We start from the raw sequence: 17899 nt of genomic DNA on the forward strand, positions 1-17899 counted from the left end.
CAGAACAACCAATAATACTGGATTTAATATGAGCTGCAGAATTCCCTTCCAAATGTTGATAATTATCTTTTAAAGGGATTACCTTATCAAGTTCACTTAATATATCTCTTGTAACAGCTGGGTCAGCCTTAGTCAGGAAGATTTAATTTTTTTGTTGATTTATTGAAACTTTCATTTGAACTAACTTTGATAAATTCACGCCTCATTCTTTACTTCCTTGAATACTCAATATCCTGTTTGGTAGAATAATTAGAAACAATCTACCAAGAAAATATCTTTTCTCCTTCTATTTCGGGCTCCCGATATGTCGGGATAAAGAGCAAAGCGACAACGAGCCTATAATCCTACACCAGATCACCATGTAAAAATATATTAAAAGCCTGAAATAAACTTAAAAAAAGTCTTTAATCACCCCAAAGGCAATTTTAGAAGAAAATCCCTTCCTTTGTAAAAACGCAAGAGCTTTATTCTTTCTATCAGCAGGAGATAACTTCTCAAATCTATACCTTTGACTATCCAGGCTTCGTTCAGCCATCTCCTTTTCTGTTTCATTAGTTAAATGTTTTTCAATTACTTCATTAATGAGCTCTTGATTTACACCTTTTGTTCTTAACTTATTTATGATTGAATATTTACCCTGTGGGTGATGTGAAATAAGGTCCAGCAGGTAACTTTCTGCAAAAGTAATATTATCTATATAACCAAAATTTTTATACCTTGTTATCAATTCAGAGATAATTTCAGACTTACAGCCCTTAGTTTTTAGTTTACGAACAATCTCCTTTTCAGACCGCATTCTATATTGCAGGAAGTTAATAAGAGCGGATTCACATTCAAATAAGGTGATATTCCTTCTTAATTCCGAAAGGCCTTTTGAGTCAAACTCTTGTTCTTCTGAAAGGTCAAATTTGGTGAGTGCTTTTGAAGAGATGGAAAGGAAGTAGTTCCCATCAACAAAGATGTTATACTTTTTGTGGTTCTTTTGCTTTTTTATCTTTGTTATCTTCATCAGTTTTGAGCTCAGGCAAATTCAATGCCTCCCTTACTTTTTTTTCTATTTCATTTTTTGTTTTTTTATTATCATACAGAAATTTCTTTGCTTGCTCTTTGCCCTGTCCTAATTGTAATTGTCCATAAGAAATCCAGGAACCTCGTTTTTGAACTATTTTGTGTTTGATGCCTTCATCAATTAGAATTCCTTGATGTGAGATTCCCTCACCATAGATAAGGTCAAACTGTGCGGACTTAAATGGTGGAGCTAACTTATTTTTCACAATCTTTGCCCAGATTACATTCCCAATCACATTATCTCTCTCACCTCCTAACTTGATACTAGGACCTCTTTTAACCTCAATGCGGACTGTTGAATAGAATTTTAGTGCAACACCACCAGTAGTGGTTCGGGGGTTCATATAAGGTGCAACACCAATCTTCATTCTGGTTTGATTAATGAATAGAAGAGAGCAATTGGATTTGTTGATTACGCTAGTAAGTTTCCTTAATGCTTGTGACATTAAACGGGCTTGCAATCCCACATGAGAATCTCCCATATTACCTTCAATCTCTGCCTGAGGGACGAGTGCTGCGACAGAATCAATAATAATCAGGTCTACGGCATTACTGCGAATCAGGGTCTCAGCGATTTCCAGAGCTTGCTCGCCTGTATCGGGCTGAGAAATTAGCATCTCATCTGTGTTGATGCCTAATTTCCGGGCGTATATTGGGTCTAAGGCATGTTCTGCATCAACAAATGCAATAATACCATTTCTCTTCTGTGCTTCAGCGGCAATATGTAATGCAAGAGTAGTCTTACCAGAAGCCTCTTCTCCATAAATTTCGGTAACTCTTCCACGCGGAATTCCGCCAATCCCCAAAGCTGCATCTAAATTGATTGCTCCTGTAGGTATAGAATCAATTTCTACAAGTGCATTATCTCCCAGACGCATAATAGAGCCCTCACCATATCTCTTTCTGATTTGACCCATAGCAGTATTTAAGGATTCATCGAATTTTTTATCTTTCATTGTATTACCTCCAATATTTATTTCTTTATTTTACATTCAGTTATTTGAAGTCATATTTTTTTACAATTGAATAAATCGGTCCCGAACTTGTTAATTGACTTTTAAAAAGGGTTAATTTTCTGCAATCAATAGTATCATACAAGGGCTTTAGTTTTTTTAGAATTACTTTCCAATCTAACTTCTTCACATATTTTACTCTACCAAGAGTTGTGTGTAATTTAAAATAACGTATCTCTTTTTTGAAACCAAAATTAACTAATCTCATTTCAACATCATGAAATACTTTTTGTGAAATACCAGTTTCATCAAGCATATTATACCAGATAATTCTTGGGCGATAAAAGTTTGGAACTACTTCTATATTACCAAATGCGATTGAAAAATGATGATAGTTTTTTGTAACAGCCTCAATTTCAGTGTTTAGACCATCCAAAATTTTAGGCTCAGCATCACCTAAAAAACGAAAAGTGACATGAAGATTTTCTGTCTCAACCCATTTTACACCTTTTGAAATTTCAAGATGTAAAATATTTATATTTTGTTCTATTTTCCTCTTTACATTTAAAGGAAAATCAAGTGCCAAAAAAAGTCGCATTTTTATCCCCAACTAAATAGGATCAAACAGTCCGCCAATCCTTCCAATGTATCGGGGCGACAGGCGCCCAGACGGAAAAGAAAAATATTGGTCAATAATAATTCCCGATCAAATCGGAGACCAAAATTTCTAAATCCTCCCGACCTGTCGGGACTAATTTCAAATGTTAAATATACTTCCATCGCTTCGGAGGCTTTCTAATTTTTTTGCTCTTGAAATTCTATTAGAAATTAGATATTTGTAATTAGTAATTTACCACCAATTAAATTTGGCGTTTTGCCAAAAATTACACCAATTTTATTAATAACTTACTACGGTCAAGCCTTTGGATTACCTTTTATACCCAATCATTCGGAGAAATTCTTCTCTCTTTTTGATATCTTCATCACTTTCCACACCTTTGGGCGAAAAGCCGTCCACTACACCAAGAATTCCACATCCTTGTTCGGTTTTTGCAATAATAACTTCAACTGGATTTGCGGTAGCACAGAAAATATTCACAACCTCTGAACAATTCTTAAGATTATTAAGCACATTGATGGGAAAAGCATCCTTTAAAATAATTATAAATGAATGACCTGCACCAAGCCTCCCAATATTTTTAACGGCTAATTTGATTAATTCCTCATCATTACCATCTTTTCTAATCAAACATGATTGAGAAGCCTCGCTGAAAGCTAATCCAAACTTAATTTTAGGAACACTCGTTACCAGTAACTCATAAATGTCTTCAACAGATTTAATAAAATGAGTCTGACCAAGAATAATATTACACTCTTCTGGAAATTCTAATCTAATAGATTTTATGTTCATCTGTTCTTCCTCATTGTTAGATCTGCGATTTCAAAAAAATAATTTAGAAATTTCTTTTACACTAAAAAATTCTTATTTGTATAACCTGTCAATTTTTGTAGAATTTTCTTGACAATCGTTATCATTTGCTAAAAATTGTCATAAAATTATGACAGTAAATAACTATAGTTTTGGTAAAATTAATATCAGTGGTAAAGTTTATACCCATGATGTAATTATTATGTCAGATTCAATAAAAAGCAACTGGTGGCGCAGTCAGTCCCATTTGCTTACTCTTGAGGACATACAAGAAATTATTGATAATAAACCAGACATCTTGATAATTGGGACAGGAAAATTTGGCTTGATGAAAGTAAAAAGAGAAGTTCTTAATTATTGCAAAAATCATAAAATAAAGTTAATAATAGAGAACACTTCGGAAGCTACTAAAAAATTTAATAGTTTATCTCAATCTAATAATAAAATAATCGCAGCATTGCACCTAACATGTTAAGATCTACTTGTAATTTTGAAAATTACTGCCAGGAGCATAATATAGTTTACTTTATTTCTATGGATTATAATGGAGTGCGAAAACAAGCCCTTCCGATGTATCGGGAGGGAGAACTTTTCGCAAATTCCGATATGCTGAAAGTTCGTCCCGAGTAAATCGGGACTCGTTTCAGCACTCCGTTTTTATTCAGTATCATGTATTGGAAATAGATGCAAAACAGTTTTATGCACTCAGTAATAACTTGTGATTACAAGCTGAAATTGCAAAAAAAACAGGAGTAATAATGAAAAGAAAAAAGGTTGGCTTAGAAAAGAGAATATTTGTCCGCTTTTTTGTTATAACCTTTATACTTGCAATCGTTTTGCTCATTTCTGAGTGGTTTATTATAAAATATCAGATTGAACAAGATTATTTGGTTTTCTTGTTGGTATTGTTGGTTGCCACGCTAATTGCGATAATTATTTTAGGCAAAGTGTTCGGCAGAACCATAATGCAACCCATTAAAAGAGTAAGTGAAAAGATGCAAGCCATTGGTGAAAATCCTCTAAAATATGAGCCAATACCAGAAAGATACAGCGGTAAACTTGGTGATGTGGTGGAAACATTTAATGCAATGAATATGTCCCTGTCTAAATATAATCGTTCACTTAATGAATACAAAATAATAACTGAGAACCTTGATTCAGGAATTTTTTGGATGAACTCTGATTTTAATATTATTTTATGTAATCCGAGTTTTATGCGAATTTTTGAGCTTAAAAATTCTGAGGAAATCATTGGAAAGAATTTAAATGAATTTATTAAACTGAATGAAAAAACTATCCAGGATGCAAAGAACGATAGTATCACTTTGCCACAGTTAGAAATAAATCTTCCTCAGAGGAAAAATTTGCCTGACAAAATAAAGTATGTTATATTAAATATTAGAGCTGTCAAAGATGAACGAAAATTAAAATTAGTTGGAAGCATTACAAATATTACTAAAGAGGTAAAAGAGAGAAAAGCTAGACAAGCATTAGAATTAGAACTAATAAAAAGTAATAAATTGGCTGAAATCGGAAGACGAGTTGAGGGCATTGTTCATAATATAAACTCTCCTTTAAACTCTATATTAGGGTATGCACAACTAATTAAAAAGGATATTGGTGATAACAAAGATATTGATAAAATCCTGGAATCCGGAAAAAATATCTCACATTCTGTAAAAATACTCCTAAGAAAAGTAAAACAGGATAATATCTCAATGATGATTCCAATAAACATAAATGAACTTGTTAAACAAGAACTGGAACTTTGCGACCATAACTTATTTTTTAAACATTATGTCATTTTAGAAACAAATTTTTTTAAAGAGCTTCCAGAGATAAAAGCAGTATACAGTGAGATTAGCCAGAGTTTTACAAACATTATAAACAATGCAATTGAATCTCTAAAAAATAGTTTAGAAAAGCTCATCTTTGTCAGAACTTATCAAACTAGCGATATGATTGCAATTGAAGTAAAAGATACTGGTGAAGGAATAAAGAATGAGGATTTAGATAAAATATTTGACCCATATTATACTACAAAAGGGCAAAAGGATGGTGGGGGCTTTGGTTTAGGATTAGCAATAAGCAAAAGTGTGGCGGAAAGATATGGAGGTTATATCAGTGTGAAATCTGAAGTTGGCAAAGGTAGCACATTTACATTGTTTCTACCAATTAATAATAAATAATTTGCTTATTACGAGGGCTGTCAGCAACAGGATAAACCTATTGCTACCCGCCAGCTTCTAAGACGGAGTAGCGATTCATCCTTCGTAGGAGAACGGACAAATCGGGGCAGGCGGGTAGATTCGGGTTTATCCCGAATTGAGATAAAGAAAAGTGATTTTCACATAAAAGACAACCTGATAAATTTGAACCGTTTTAACGGTTTTTCAGAAAGGAGACGGAATATGTCGCATTCCTTAACGAGGATTTGGATACATGCAGTCTGGAGTACTTAAGATAGATATCCATTTATGAATGAAAAACAGAGATTAAAAATTATACAACATTTAGAAACAAAACTTGAAGATTTAGAATGCGGAGTTAGAATTATCAATGGGACTAAAGATCATCTACATGCCTTATTTCTCCTAAATCAAAATAAATCTATCAAAGAAATCATAAAAAATGTTAAAGGTGAAACATCTCATTGGATTAATCAAAATAATTTTTATAAAGTAAAATTTGCATGGCAGATTGGTTATGGAGCATTCTCTGTTAGTGAGTCAATGGTGAAGATTGTTGAAAATTATATTAGAAATCAAAAAGAACATCATAAAAAAATGTCATTTCAAGAAGAGTGGGAATTATTGTTGAAAAAACATAATATTGTTGCTTCTGGAAACCATTAAAATGGTTAATAATGAGGTATTATTGTTACCCACGATTAAAATCGTGGGCTTCCCTTCCCAGTGATAAGAACAAATAAATGAGTCAGAAGCCCACAAATTCATTTGTGGGTATAAAAAGACAACCTGATAAATTTGAACCGTTTTAACGGTTTTTTAAAAAAGGAATAAAAAATGGCAAATCAAGTAATACAAACAGATTTTTTTAAAAGAAATGCCAAGATACTTATTATTGATGATGAGCAGGACACTCTAAATATTTTTCGCCGTCAATTAGAAGATGAATATGAAATAGACACAGCTGATTCGGCAGTTTTAGCTATTGAAAAGCTAAAAAAAGAAGTATACCATATAGCAATGACAGATTTGGTGATGCCGGGTGAAGATGGTCTTGAACTTATGAAAACAATTAAGGAGAAATGGCCCCAGGTTGCTGTAATAGTAATAAGTGGAAAGGCTTCCATTAGTATGGCAGTTGAAGCAATGAAATTAGGGGCAGAAGAGTTTATTGAAAAACCTGTAGAAGACCTTGACCTACTTAAACTAACGATTGAAAAAATTTTGAAAGCAAGATGGCAATCTGAAGAAATTGAAAGACTGCGTCGTATATTATCTCAGGGATTTGATAGAAAAAATATTGTAGGTAATAGCTTTGCAATACAAAAAGTGATGGAAAAAGTAAAAAGAATTGCTCCTCTTGATGCTACAGTCCTGATAACTGGTGAAACTGGTGTTGGTAAAGAACTATTCGCAGAATTAGTTTATAAAAATAGCAAAAGGAAAGATGAAAAGTTCGTTACCGTAAACTGCGGAGGTTTACCTGAAAATCTATTGGAAAGCATTCTGTTCGGACATAAAAAAGGTGCATTTACTGATGCTATTAGAGATAAAATCGGTTATTTTCAAGAAGCAGATAAAGGGACTTTATTCTTAGATGAAATTACAGAAACATCTCAAGCATTCCAAATAAAATTACTTCATGCTCTGGAAAAAGGTGTGATAAGACAGGTTGGAGGAGATAAAGATATTGAAGTTGATGTAAGAATTATCACAGCAACTAATAAGAACATTGAAGAAGAGGTTAAGAATGAAAACTTTAGAGAAGATTTATATTATAGATTGAATGTTATCAATATAAATATTCCACCTCTTAGAGAAAGGGTTGAAGATATTAAACTGCTTGCAAATGCTTTTGTTAATGAATTTGCTGAAAGGTATGATAAAAAGGGTTTACAATTATCTGAACCTGTTATGTCAATCTTACTATCAGGGGAATGGAAAGGAAATATAAGAGAGTTGAGAAATGCAATGGAACACGCAGTTGCATTGGCTTCTCATAATAAAATTATTCCTGAGGACCTACCTGACCACATCTATCTAAATAAAATTCCTTCAAAAAATATGTCTGCACAAAATTTTATGCATCTGCCATTTGCTGAAGCTAAAGAGGAGTTTGAGAAATCCTACATTGAAGGATTGATGAAAAACTGTAACGGTGATGTTACTAAAGCTGCAAATATTTCCCAGATAAAAAGACAAAATATTTATGATAAATTTAAAAAATACGAGATTGATATTAACAGGTATAGAAAAAATAATGATAGTTAAATAAAATCAGTGTTGTAGAACGACCTTCCAAGGTCGTTGGTTTACTCCGTTTCGGAGCTGGCGGTTCGTTTTCGCACTCCGAATAGAGCATCTTAGAAACAGAGGACTTAATATTAAGTTTCTATTCTCTATGGATAGTATTGTCATAAATACATGACACACATTTTTGCTATGTAATTATTTTATGACAGATTATCATCCTAAAAGTCAGGATTATTTAAATTTCTTTTATCCCGTTCTGGAGAACGGAAACATTGCTGGTTCTCCCGAAGGCTTTCGGGACAAATCTGAACCAGCATAGTACTCTTTGTAAAGTAAATATGGAGTCCTTATCTACAGAGAAAGTTATAAAAGACTTTACAGGGCTGTCACGAACTCCCGATATACCTGTACCGTGAAATCTCTTTTTTCTATTTCACTGGGATCGGGATGACAGAAATTTTTTATCATGTTATAGAACATGACACCCGAAAAAATAAAATTTATCTTGACAGAAAAAAGTTTTTCTTAGAAAAGTTACTTAAAACTTTGGCACAAAAGTTGCATAATATATTTATGTTTGTAATAGATGTGAAAATTTCCCAAAATAATCCCGTTTTTTACGGGAAAAAAAAATAATATAGTCCTCCTACGCTGAAGCTACGGAGGACAAGGAGGATAACATGGGAATGCAACAAATACTGCTCATTGTATTGAGCGTAATTATCGTTGGTGTGGCTATTGCCGTTGGTATCACTATGTTCAAAAGCCAAGCTGTAACTTCAAATCGTCAAGCGGTTATTACTGATCTAAATTCTTTTGCTGGTCAAGCATTAGGATTCTACAAGACTCCTATAGACTTTGGTGGCGGTGGATATACCTGGACAGGTGATGGAACTGACGATCAAAATCTTGGTGCATGGTTAGGATATGGTCATGATGGAACAACTGGAGATACTTTAACAACTGAGAATGGAACCTATAAACTAATAATCGACGCTGATAAACTTACAATAACAGGAAATGGAAAAGAAATAGGTGATAAGGCAGGCTATCCTGCTACCGCCTTTGGTGCAGATGGTTGTGTCGCAGCACAAGTTGTAGTAACAGGAAAAACTGGCGCAATAAAATTTACCAGATTAAACTGAGTTATTGATTAAAGTATCAGAGCTCAAAAAATAAAATATGGGAGGTTTTTGTGCCTCCCATATTTTCCCCATTATCCTATAGCAAAGAACATTTTGTCAGGGTATGGACCCTGACAACCAGAGTTTCGTCAGGGTTTGGACTCTGACAACCAGAGTTCACTTCACGGCTGTCATGGATTCATCTCTGCCCGCCAGGGCTTTTGGCAGGCGGGCTTCGTCCCGATTTCATCGGGACTACGCTTGTCCGCTGTAATACTATAGAAGGCGGGAAGAATGGACCATTCCATGACAGTTTTCAACCAGTGTTAGGTAGGCTTGGGTTTTCATCCTTTATCCCGATTTGTGGCACATTGTGGTTAAATTTTTGTCAGGGTATGGACCCTGACAACCAGAGTTTCGTCAGGGCGTGGACCCTGCCAACCAATGTTTCCATTGCTGGTTCATCCGCCAGTCATTGCTGGTTCCCCGATATTCATCGGGGTTACTTGAACCAAACATTTTGGTTCTCCCAAAGGCTTTCGGGACAAATTTAAACCAGCATAGTTTTCCCGGCCGGGTATCCCCAATTAAATTGGGGACGGGTTCATCCCGAACCTGAACGAAGCTGAACGTATCGGGAGACTGTGACAGATTTTACGGAAGACAGTTTTTGTCATAGTATGGACCATTACAACCAGGGTTCACTTCACGGCTGTCATGGACCATTCCATGACAGAATGGACCATAACAACCAGAGTATAAACTAATGAATGCTATAATTAAAAATAATATAATTGACATTCATAATCTTTGCAAGAAATATAAAGTTAAAAATTTATATGTTTTTGGTTCTGTTTGTTCTGAAAAATTTGATGATAAAAGTGATATTGATTTCCTAATTTCATTTAAAGATATCTCCGTTGAAGAATATTCAGATAATTATTTTGCTTTACACGAATTATTTGAGAATTTATTTACAAGAAAAATAGATTTGATAACTGAAAATTCACTTTCCAATCCATATTTTATAAAGTTTATGGAAAAGACTAAAACTTTAATTTATGAATGATAAAATAAAAAAATATCTTTTTGATATTAAGGTTTCAATAAATTCAATATACGAGTATCTTGGAGAAGAAAAAGATTTCACAAAATATCAACAGAACAAATTATTGAGAAGAGGAATTGAACGGGAATTTGAAATTATTGGAGAAGCAATGAATGGGATATTAAAAGAAGATAAAACCATTCAAATAGAAAGTGCCAAGAAAATTATAGGATTAAGAAATTGGGTTATTCATGGATATGATAAAGTTGATGATGCAATAATTTGGGGCATTATCGTAAAACATTTACCAAAATTGAAAATTGAGATTGATAATTTATTAGATTTAGATAATGAAAATGATAAAAGATAGGATCCATTGCTGGTTCATCCGTCAGCTGACTGACAATCGGGAGACTGTGACAACCAGAGTTAATAAAAAGTAATCAAAAATGCAAAAAGAATTTCGCTATCAAGGAGTGTCTTTAAATAATAAACCTATTCAAGGTTTAGTATTAGCACATAACAAATCTAAAGCAAAGCAATTAATAAAACAAATAGCTACAAAACATAGAATAAGAATAAATTCTATACTTCGCAAAAAGACCTTTATTTATACAGTAAAACTTCCTACAGGTAAAAAATTAAAAGGAAAGCAAGCCGCATATACAAAGCAAGAAGTAGAAAGGGCATTACTAAGGATTGGATATAGGGACGCAAAAATTCAACCAGTTTTGATTGATTTTCATCCAAAGCCTTCTAAACAAAGCATTATGATGTTTATCAATCTTAGCTCGTTTCTACTTAAAGAAAAGATGGCTTATGATAAAATTCTTCGTATGTTAGCAGAAGAAGAATCCAATTCAACATTAAAAGAAACATTAAAAAAAGTTGAAGGTCAATTAAAAGCAGGTAAAGAGGGCACAGAGGTTTTTTCACGCTATTCTGATGTCTTTGGGAAATTCCCTGCTTATATGCTCGGTCTTGCAACCAAAAGTGGTAATATGAGTGAGGTTTATGCTGCTACTTCCAAATTTATGGAAAGGGACCATGAGTATAGAAAAAGTTTAAAGCAGGCAATACTCGCGCCAATGATTACAGTTGTGGCTACAATACTTGCTGTTGGATATTTTGTGGTCTCAATATTTCCCGCAACTGCTAAGATTTTTGTTGAGCACGGAATAAAAGTTCCACCAATGACTGCTTTTACATTAAAGCTGAGTGATTATTTAGGTGCTAATTGGTGGTGGATGTGTCTTATAATTGCAATTTTTTCAATCGCAATTTTTATGTGGTGGAAAACTCCAAAAGGAAGGGTATGGAGGGACAAATTTTTAATTAAATTACCAATTATTGGGCATCTGTTACATAAATCAAGTATTGAGATATTTTTTAGAGTTTTCTCTGCTATCTATTCCGGGGCAGAAGCTAATATAGAAGCCCTAACATCTTCTGCTGAAGCATGTAGAAATGCTTATATAGAAAAAGGAGTTAAAAAGACTACTATTCCACTTATGTTAACAGAAGGTATGTCATTAGTACCGGCATTGGAAGAAGCAAATGTATTTAATAAAACAACTCTAAGTAGATTAAGAACCGGGGCAGAAACTGGTAATGTGCTACAATCTGCTCGGCAAATTTGCTCATTCTATGAAAAAGAAACCACATATAAAATGAATAATGTCATTCAATCGGTTCAGTCTTTAATTGCACTTTTTATTGGCGTTGTCATTTCATTATTAACTATTGTTTCTGCAGAGATTGCACTTGTTTCTCCAGAAATGCCTGGTATGGTTGGAATGTAAATTAAAGGAAACAATGATAGGAAGATCAAGATTAGGAAAATTATTAGTTGAGAAAGAAATAATTGATAAAGATACGCTTGATAAAGCACTTATGATTCAGGCTGATGAGGACTCATCTAATCCTCGCCGATTAGAGGAAATATTAACCTCAGACCTAAAAATAGACCACGATACAATTTATAGTCTGCTTGCCGACCTTTATGCATTCCGCACAATTGATGTAGACCTGGAAAAATTAGACCAAAATCAGAAAAAGCGTACAAAAGAAATACTTTCCAGGTTTCCAGAAGACTTCAAAAAGCAACTGTTATATAATAAAATTTTACCATATAGAATATCTTACGGCAGAAAAAATACATTAATAGTTTTATCCGCAGATCCAACAAACAAAATCGTAGAAAAAATCCCTTTAAATTCTGAATTCAAAAAATATGAAGTGGTTTTTTGTCGTCTTAAAATTATAGAAGAACTTATTGAAATCATAGCTCCTCAGAAGAATGAATTTTTAGAACTTCTTGAAGAAGCAGGCGAACAGATAGAAGAAGTAGGAGAAGTTGGAAAAGTAACAGGCGTTGATGAATATGCATTAGATGAAGAGATAAATAAAAGTCTTTTGGTGAATTTATTTGAAGCTGGCTTGGTTGAAGCTGTACGACAAGGAGCAAGTGACATACACATTATCCCATATCAACGTTCAAGTGTGGATTTCTTTTTCAGGATTGATGGAAGACTTCATCGCTGGCATAGGCAGGATAATACTTCTCCAGAAGCTATAGCAGCAGTTGCTAAAGACCGCTCTACTGGTGTTGACAGATTTGAAAGAGATACTGCACAGGATGGCTTTGCACAGCGTCTTGTTGATGGGCATCTGATTAGATTTCGTGTTTCAATCTTACCTATTATATCCGCAGAATATGAAAGAAGATTTGAAAGCGTGGTCGTAAGAGTAATAGACGATAGAAATGTAATAACAGATTTAGAAAAGTTGGGACTTCAAAAGCAAGCTGAGAAGGATTTTGTTAAAGCCATAAATACTTCCAAAGGTATTGTTTTACTTACTGGACCAACTGGTAGTGGAAAAAGCACAACCTTAATGGCTGCACTTTATCATGTGATAGACCCTTCAAAAAATGTACTTACCTGCGAAGACCCTGTAGAATATGTAATTAAAGGGGCAAGACAGCTAAAGATTGGACATAAACTTAGCTTTGAAAATGCTATCCGCTCTATCCTCAGACACGACCCTGATATTGTAATGGTTGGTGAAATAAGAGATAAAATTACTGCTGATGTTGCAGTTAAACTTGCAAATACAGGTCATCTAACATTTTCTACACTTCATACTAATGATGCACCAAGCGCAATTTCACGATTATATAAAATGGGTATAGAACCCTTTCTCCTTGCTTATGCAATAAATATTATAGTTGCACAAAGATTAGTAAGAAAATTATGCCCGTACTGCAGGAAACCATTAGCAAAAGAAAAATATCAGGCTGCACTTGAATTAGGCCTAACTGAAGAGGATTTAAAATCCGGCAAGATATACGAAGCAGGAAAAGGCTGTAAGAAATGCACTGAAGGATATAAAGGAAGAGTAAATATTTGTGAAGCCCTATACTTCTCACATGAAGTAAGAAAAGCTATTGTTGAATCCGGAGAAGAAATTGATGAAGCGCTCATTAGAAACATTGCTGAAAAACAAGGGATGTTATCTCTTAGGGACTCAGGGTTAGATAGAATAAGAAATGGGCTTACTACTATTTCTGAAGTGGCTTATGCAACAACAGAGGAATAAAACATGAATATGGGACAAATGCTACTCGTTCTTCTTGCAGTAATGCTGTTTTCCACTATTCTCATTACAACCTATAGTAATCTCTACACTTTTACAGATATAGTGTATAAGGTTATGTACCAACTGCAAGGCTTGAAAATTGCAGATAGATACATACAGAAAATTGATGCTGAGCTTTTTGGTAATTCTACATTTGTGGAGATACATGATTTTTATCATAAAGATATTCCTTATAATCCAGGTAATCCTGATACAACAATGACAATTAATGATGCGGACTATAATGTTTGGTTAACCTCAAATTATTGTAATAGTTCTGGTGATATTTCTTATCCTGATAGCGCATATCAAAAGATTGATATAGTTATTTATTGTTATCCATTGGGACCTGATACACTCTGGATTGGAACAAGGGATAAAGCTATCAGTAGAATTTTTATTGATATGGAGGGTTAAAATTAGAAATCATGGGAAGCCTATTAGATGCACTGGGAGCTGTAGTTATTGGAGGATTATTCCTCGTTGCTATGTTTAATGCTTTATCAAATGTGCAAGCTGTAGGATATAATACTAATATGCAAGTAACCCTTAATGAAATTTCAGAAAGAGTTATCTCCGGTACAATTGATGATGATACGGGAGAAACAATACCCGGAATCTCAAATGGCTACTTATCTAGAGTTGGTGCTGGTATCGATTCCCTGGCAGTCTTACTTGCTACAGATAGCACATTTCAGTTCCGCATAAAAGATAGTGTTTCTGCAAGTATTGATACAATACTAATTTATAAGGAAAATGATTCATTAAAACTTATGCGCAATGGCTCAATGGAATTCGGACCATTTGAACTATCACAAAATTCTAATAATCTAAAATTTACTTATTATGATGAGGAAAACGATAGCATATCATTCCCAATAGCAACTCAAACCCGTCGGGATGACATTCGTTCTGTAAGAATTGATATAGAATTTTTTGCGAATACATATCGGGGTGATATTGATAAAAGGGTTCTTAATAATAAAATTGTATTATGGCAATATTTTAAAAATTTGTATTTATAATGATATAATTAATGTGTATTAAAATATGGAACAACAAAGAAGAATGAAAATTAATGAGTTGTCAGGGACCATTCCCTGACATTAAAGATATTCAATTTAAGTTCGTCATGGAGTGGTCCGTTCTTCGGAGTCCCGATTATATCGGGACGGAGAATGGATCTCTTGCCGAATTCAGTTCCGATATATCGGAACTACTCCATATAATATTAAAAGTATTTTCAGATGAAAAGAAATTATTTGTAATAAAATCATTGACAGTAATTTTAATAATTATTTTTTTTATTTATATGTATAAAATAGTAATTAGAAAAATAATAAAATAAAAAACCATTAGTGAGGAAAAATGGGCAAAGTTCTAATAATAATAGTGTTATTACTAACTGCAATTTTTGCAGCCATAACATTATCGGTCCAACACCGAGCAGAAAAAGCACCAGAAATGTTATCACAGGGATATGGTTTGCGTAATGTGGGTACTTATGCCCTCCGATATGCAATAAAACAAATAAAAGCTGGTTCTATCACTTCTGATATAACTACGAGTTTTGATGATTTTATTGTATTGACCGATGGAAGAATTAATAGTATCAAATATGATTTTGAATATGATTATAGTGGAGATTCTACTGCAATAGATATTATTGCAAATGTAAGCTGGATAACACCTGATGATACACTTTATCATGAATGTGAAGCAGTAGTAAGACTTCAATCATCAGGCTCAACAATATATCAATTCGGTGATTATGCACTTACTACAGCTGGGACTATTCGCTTAAAAGGTCAATCTTCTGCAACACCAAATAAACAGAATACTGAGTTTACATTTGAAAACATTTTTGGAATGACACAACAAGAAGCAAAAGATTATGCAACTAGCAAGGGAACTTGTTATGAGGGAGGTACTGATCCAGGCCATGGAGAGTATACTATTGATGACTTCACCTGGATTGAAGGTGATTATCATCCTACATCTTGGAATATATCAAGCGGTATTCTAATAGTAAATGGTAATCTCCACAGTTCAGCTCATGTGATTTTTACCGGTGTTATTTATGTTATAGGAACTTTCTTTCCAACTGCTTGGACCAGTATAAGTGGTGCAGTTTTTGTAGAATATACAGGGCAGACTGAATTATCAGGCCATGCTACGATAGATTACGATAAAGATGTTCTTGATAGTTTAGGTGCTGCAGAAACTTCTTTAGGTGCTGCAGAAACTTCAACCATCAAAATTTTGTATTGGAGGGAATAATGGGAAAAACAGTTATAATAGGCGTCTTGATAATTATTGCCATCTTTGCAGGAATTCTCATAACCGTTAATAAGCATACTGAGAAAATGCCGGAAATTGCTTCAGAAAATCTGGCTGAGATGCAAGTAAGAGCTTTGGGCAATTATGCCTTAGGTTATGGTATAAATAAGTTTCTTGATGGTAATGTTACTTTTTGCGATAGCATAACTGGATATATTGATGATTTTACTCCATTAGAAGTTTTGGATGGTTCAATTGATAGCATCAAATTTACTTATGAATCAGATGGTTCAATTCGTATTAATTCGTATGTAACTTATAATATCAATGATGAAACTGTTAATCACCAGAGTGAAGCAAATTTTTCATTCATTATTGATGATGCAGCTAAATCAAATATTACATCTGCTCTTGTTTATGGTGGCTCTATTACTATCCATGCAAAGGCTGCTATTCATGGAGAATTAACTGAAACTACAGAATTTGATTTTGAAGAAGTGTTTGGTATATCAGAAGAAGATGTAAAAAACGAAGCAATAAGTAATGATGCTTTTATTATAAATCCAGAAAATAACACACCAATGCCAGATAGCCTTACATGGATAGAATTTGAGGGGGGTGACAGCCTCTTCAAAGTTACAAATGATTGGACTGGTGCTGGTATATTAATTATTAAGGGAAATCTAAAGTGTACAGCACAAATAACTTTTGAAGGTATTCTGGTTGTGTTTGGGACATTAGACATTACAGCACATTCAGATATTACTGGCTCTGTGTTTGTCGTGGGTGATGCCAGTTTGGGAGCTTTTGCTACTATTACTTTTGATGGTGATATAGTGGCTACAGCTTTGGAAAATTTACCATTTAATGTTTCTTGCAAGATTATCAGCTGGAGAGAATAATAAAAATTCTATCCTTTTATAAGCTCATTAAATTCGTAAAACAGGTTGGTGAAAAAATCTTGTAAAAATTTATAATATTAATAATAGTATATTGGAAAAGGAAAAAATGGATAAATCACAATTTCTTGAAACAGAAAAAAGCATGTTCCATTGGTGGTCAAAAATCCGCTGGTTTATGGTAATAATCCTTTTTGCAATAGGTATTATTCGTGTTCAGCAATCTCCACAAACCTTCCCAATTATTATCTTTATTGCTGCCTTTTTAGGAATATGTGTTTTAAATCTTCTCTTCCATCTACAGATTATTAAAACTAATAATATCTTTGCAACAGTTCAAATTGTTTTAGATATTGTTTTCTCTACTTTAATTGTGCATCTGACTGGTGGAATTGAAAGCTCTTTTGTATGGATATACCTGATAGCAGTTATTACCGCAAGTTTAGCAATAGAAAAAGCAGGTGGTTTTATATCTGCTCTGATTGGTAGTATGTCTCTTTTAGCCCTAATTCTTCTTTATAATTTTAAATGGCTTTTGCCAATTAATGGCTCGTCTTTTAATTACGATGTTTCTTTGCAAACTATATTTTTAATTTCCTATACTGGTCTTTTTACTGCCATAGCCTTTATTGCGAATTTTATTAGTGATATGGCAAAAAAACTATCTTTTAACTCCTTAAAAGTCAATGAAAAATTGAAGGATAAAGAAGACCAATTATTGGAGAAGCAAAAAATAATTATAGAAGATAAGAAAAAAATCGCTAACTACCAAGAAGTTGTCCAAACTGCAGCCAATATTGCCGAGATAGACCATGATATAAATAATCCTCTGAGTGTAATCTCCCTGTCATTAAGTAGAGTCAAAAAAGCTGCTGATGAATATGATGACGAAAAACTTTTTAAGTCAAGCAATCAGATGACCGAAGCCATCAATAAAATAAATGGTATATTAACAAGGTTGCAAGACTTAAAAAAATTAGAATTGATTAAAGCGGAAAGAAAAAAACAGGTTTAATA

The 17899-nt window shown here is 33.6% G+C and carries 18 protein-coding genes and 1 pseudogene; 14 read left to right on the forward strand and 5 right to left on the reverse strand.

What is annotated here, in order from left to right:
- The 5 genes and pseudogenes from U9R23_07600 to U9R23_07620 all read right to left on the reverse strand — a co-directional run bounded on the left by U9R23_07600 (position 1) and on the right by U9R23_07620 (position 3432).
- Positions 1 to 127 (reverse strand): annotated as a pseudogene (locus U9R23_07600) (YjbQ family protein).
- 264 nt (positions 128 to 391) lie between these two features.
- On the reverse strand, positions 392 to 1009 hold the full coding sequence (locus tag U9R23_07605) for a RecX family transcriptional regulator (protein ID MEA3476287.1): 618 nt from the start codon (positions 1007 to 1009) through the stop codon (positions 392 to 394).
- On the reverse strand, positions 963 to 2024 hold the full coding sequence (gene recA / locus U9R23_07610) for a recombinase RecA (GenBank protein MEA3476288.1): 1062 nt from the start codon (positions 2022 to 2024) through the stop codon (positions 963 to 965). Before recA ends, U9R23_07605 begins: the two co-directional genes overlap by 47 nt.
- Positions 2025 to 2064: 40 nt before the next feature.
- A complete protein-coding gene (thpR, locus tag U9R23_07615; protein MEA3476289.1) occupies positions 2065 to 2619 on the reverse strand; it encodes an RNA 2',3'-cyclic phosphodiesterase in 555 nt (184 codons plus the stop codon).
- A gap of 330 nt (positions 2620 to 2949) precedes the next feature.
- A complete protein-coding gene (locus U9R23_07620; protein ID MEA3476290.1) occupies positions 2950 to 3432 on the reverse strand; it encodes an adenosine-specific kinase in 483 nt (160 codons plus the stop codon).
- Between the two features lie 148 nt (positions 3433 to 3580).
- On the opposite strand from U9R23_07620, the gene U9R23_07625 reads away from it, so the two are divergent.
- The 14 genes from U9R23_07625 to U9R23_07690 all read left to right on the forward strand — a co-directional run bounded on the left by U9R23_07625 (position 3581) and on the right by U9R23_07690 (position 17897).
- Entirely contained in the window at positions 3581 to 3925 is a 345-nt protein-coding gene (locus U9R23_07625; GenBank protein ID MEA3476291.1) for an MTH938/NDUFAF3 family protein, read from the forward strand.
- Positions 3926 to 4208: 283 nt separating this feature from the next.
- Positions 4209 to 5639 (forward strand): ATP-binding protein, encoded by a 1431-nt coding sequence (locus U9R23_07630; GenBank protein MEA3476292.1) that lies wholly within the window; start codon positions 4209 to 4211, stop codon positions 5637 to 5639.
- A 288-nt stretch (positions 5640 to 5927) separates the two neighbouring features.
- Positions 5928 to 6305 carry a transposase gene (locus U9R23_07635; protein ID MEA3476293.1) on the forward strand — a complete coding sequence of 126 codons (378 nt, stop codon included), beginning with the start codon at positions 5928 to 5930 and terminating at the stop codon, positions 6303 to 6305.
- A 171-nt stretch (positions 6306 to 6476) separates the two neighbouring features.
- Entirely contained in the window at positions 6477 to 7910 is a 1434-nt protein-coding gene (locus U9R23_07640) for a sigma-54 dependent transcriptional regulator (protein ID MEA3476294.1), read from the forward strand.
- A gap of 668 nt (positions 7911 to 8578) precedes the next feature.
- Complete coding sequence (locus tag U9R23_07645; protein MEA3476295.1) at positions 8579 to 9037, forward strand: hypothetical protein; 459 nt, start codon at positions 8579 to 8581, stop codon at positions 9035 to 9037.
- Positions 9038 to 9782: 745 nt separating this feature from the next.
- Positions 9783 to 10085 (forward strand): nucleotidyltransferase domain-containing protein, encoded by a 303-nt coding sequence (locus U9R23_07650; protein ID MEA3476296.1) that lies wholly within the window; start codon positions 9783 to 9785, stop codon positions 10083 to 10085.
- The gene (locus U9R23_07655; protein MEA3476297.1) at positions 10078 to 10434 is read left to right on the forward strand and encodes a HepT-like ribonuclease domain-containing protein; all 357 of its coding nucleotides are present in this window, start codon (positions 10078 to 10080) and stop codon (positions 10432 to 10434) included. Before U9R23_07650 ends, U9R23_07655 begins: the two co-directional genes overlap by 8 nt.
- Positions 10435 to 10513: 79 nt before the next feature.
- Complete coding sequence (locus U9R23_07660) at positions 10514 to 11866, forward strand: type II secretion system F family protein (GenBank protein MEA3476298.1); 1353 nt, start codon at positions 10514 to 10516, stop codon at positions 11864 to 11866.
- 13 nt (positions 11867 to 11879) lie between these two features.
- The gene (locus tag U9R23_07665; GenBank protein MEA3476299.1) at positions 11880 to 13664 is read left to right on the forward strand and encodes an ATPase, T2SS/T4P/T4SS family; all 1785 of its coding nucleotides are present in this window, start codon (positions 11880 to 11882) and stop codon (positions 13662 to 13664) included.
- An 18-nt stretch (positions 13665 to 13682) separates the two neighbouring features.
- Entirely contained in the window at positions 13683 to 14120 is a 438-nt protein-coding gene (locus U9R23_07670) for a hypothetical protein (GenBank protein ID MEA3476300.1), read from the forward strand.
- Positions 14121 to 14131: 11 nt separating this feature from the next.
- Positions 14132 to 14728 (forward strand): hypothetical protein, encoded by a 597-nt coding sequence (locus U9R23_07675; protein MEA3476301.1) that lies wholly within the window; start codon positions 14132 to 14134, stop codon positions 14726 to 14728.
- A 343-nt stretch (positions 14729 to 15071) separates the two neighbouring features.
- Positions 15072 to 15983 (forward strand): hypothetical protein, encoded by a 912-nt coding sequence (locus U9R23_07680; GenBank protein MEA3476302.1) that lies wholly within the window; start codon positions 15072 to 15074, stop codon positions 15981 to 15983.
- Positions 15983 to 16885, forward strand: a complete 903-nt coding sequence (locus U9R23_07685; protein MEA3476303.1) for a hypothetical protein — start codon at positions 15983 to 15985, stop codon at positions 16883 to 16885. Before U9R23_07680 ends, U9R23_07685 begins: the two co-directional genes overlap by 1 nt.
- A gap of 106 nt (positions 16886 to 16991) precedes the next feature.
- Complete coding sequence (locus U9R23_07690) at positions 16992 to 17897, forward strand: histidine kinase (GenBank protein MEA3476304.1); 906 nt, start codon at positions 16992 to 16994, stop codon at positions 17895 to 17897.
- Positions 17898 to 17899: the final 2 nt, after the last annotated feature.

The sequence above is a fragment of the Candidatus Cloacimonadota bacterium genome (genome assembly GCA_034722995.1).
Lineage (GTDB): Bacteria > Cloacimonadota > Cloacimonadia > JGIOTU-2 > JGIOTU-2 > JAGMCF01.

Coding starts and splice junctions, on each gene's coding strand:
- U9R23_07630 (MEA3476292.1), top strand. CDS start 4,209: ATGAAAAGAAAAAAGGTTGGCTTAGAAAAGAGAATATTTGTCCGCTTT.
- U9R23_07660 (MEA3476298.1), top strand. CDS start 10,514: ATGCAAAAAGAATTTCGCTATCAAGGAGTGTCTTTAAATAATAAACCT.
- U9R23_07665 (MEA3476299.1), top strand. CDS start 11,880: ATGATAGGAAGATCAAGATTAGGAAAATTATTAGTTGAGAAAGAAATA.
- U9R23_07620 (MEA3476290.1), bottom strand. CDS start 3,432: ATGAACATAAAATCTATTAGATTAGAATTTCCAGAAGAGTGTAATATT.
- U9R23_07675 (MEA3476301.1), top strand. CDS start 14,132: ATGGGAAGCCTATTAGATGCACTGGGAGCTGTAGTTATTGGAGGATTA.
- U9R23_07645 (MEA3476295.1), top strand. CDS start 8,579: ATGCAACAAATACTGCTCATTGTATTGAGCGTAATTATCGTTGGTGTG.
- U9R23_07655 (MEA3476297.1), top strand. CDS start 10,078: ATGAATGATAAAATAAAAAAATATCTTTTTGATATTAAGGTTTCAATA.
- U9R23_07670 (MEA3476300.1), top strand. CDS start 13,683: ATGCTACTCGTTCTTCTTGCAGTAATGCTGTTTTCCACTATTCTCATT.
- U9R23_07605 (MEA3476287.1), bottom strand. CDS start 1,009: ATGAAGATAACAAAGATAAAAAAGCAAAAGAACCACAAAAAGTATAAC.
- U9R23_07690 (MEA3476304.1), top strand. CDS start 16,992: ATGGATAAATCACAATTTCTTGAAACAGAAAAAAGCATGTTCCATTGG.
- U9R23_07625 (MEA3476291.1), top strand. CDS start 3,581: ATGACAGTAAATAACTATAGTTTTGGTAAAATTAATATCAGTGGTAAA.
- recA (MEA3476288.1), bottom strand. CDS start 2,024: ATGAAAGATAAAAAATTCGATGAATCCTTAAATACTGCTATGGGTCAA.
- U9R23_07640 (MEA3476294.1), top strand. CDS start 6,477: ATGGCAAATCAAGTAATACAAACAGATTTTTTTAAAAGAAATGCCAAG.
- U9R23_07635 (MEA3476293.1), top strand. CDS start 5,928: ATGAATGAAAAACAGAGATTAAAAATTATACAACATTTAGAAACAAAA.
- U9R23_07650 (MEA3476296.1), top strand. CDS start 9,783: ATGAATGCTATAATTAAAAATAATATAATTGACATTCATAATCTTTGC.
- U9R23_07685 (MEA3476303.1), top strand. CDS start 15,983: ATGGGAAAAACAGTTATAATAGGCGTCTTGATAATTATTGCCATCTTT.
- U9R23_07680 (MEA3476302.1), top strand. CDS start 15,072: ATGGGCAAAGTTCTAATAATAATAGTGTTATTACTAACTGCAATTTTT.
- thpR (MEA3476289.1), bottom strand. CDS start 2,619: ATGCGACTTTTTTTGGCACTTGATTTTCCTTTAAATGTAAAGAGGAAA.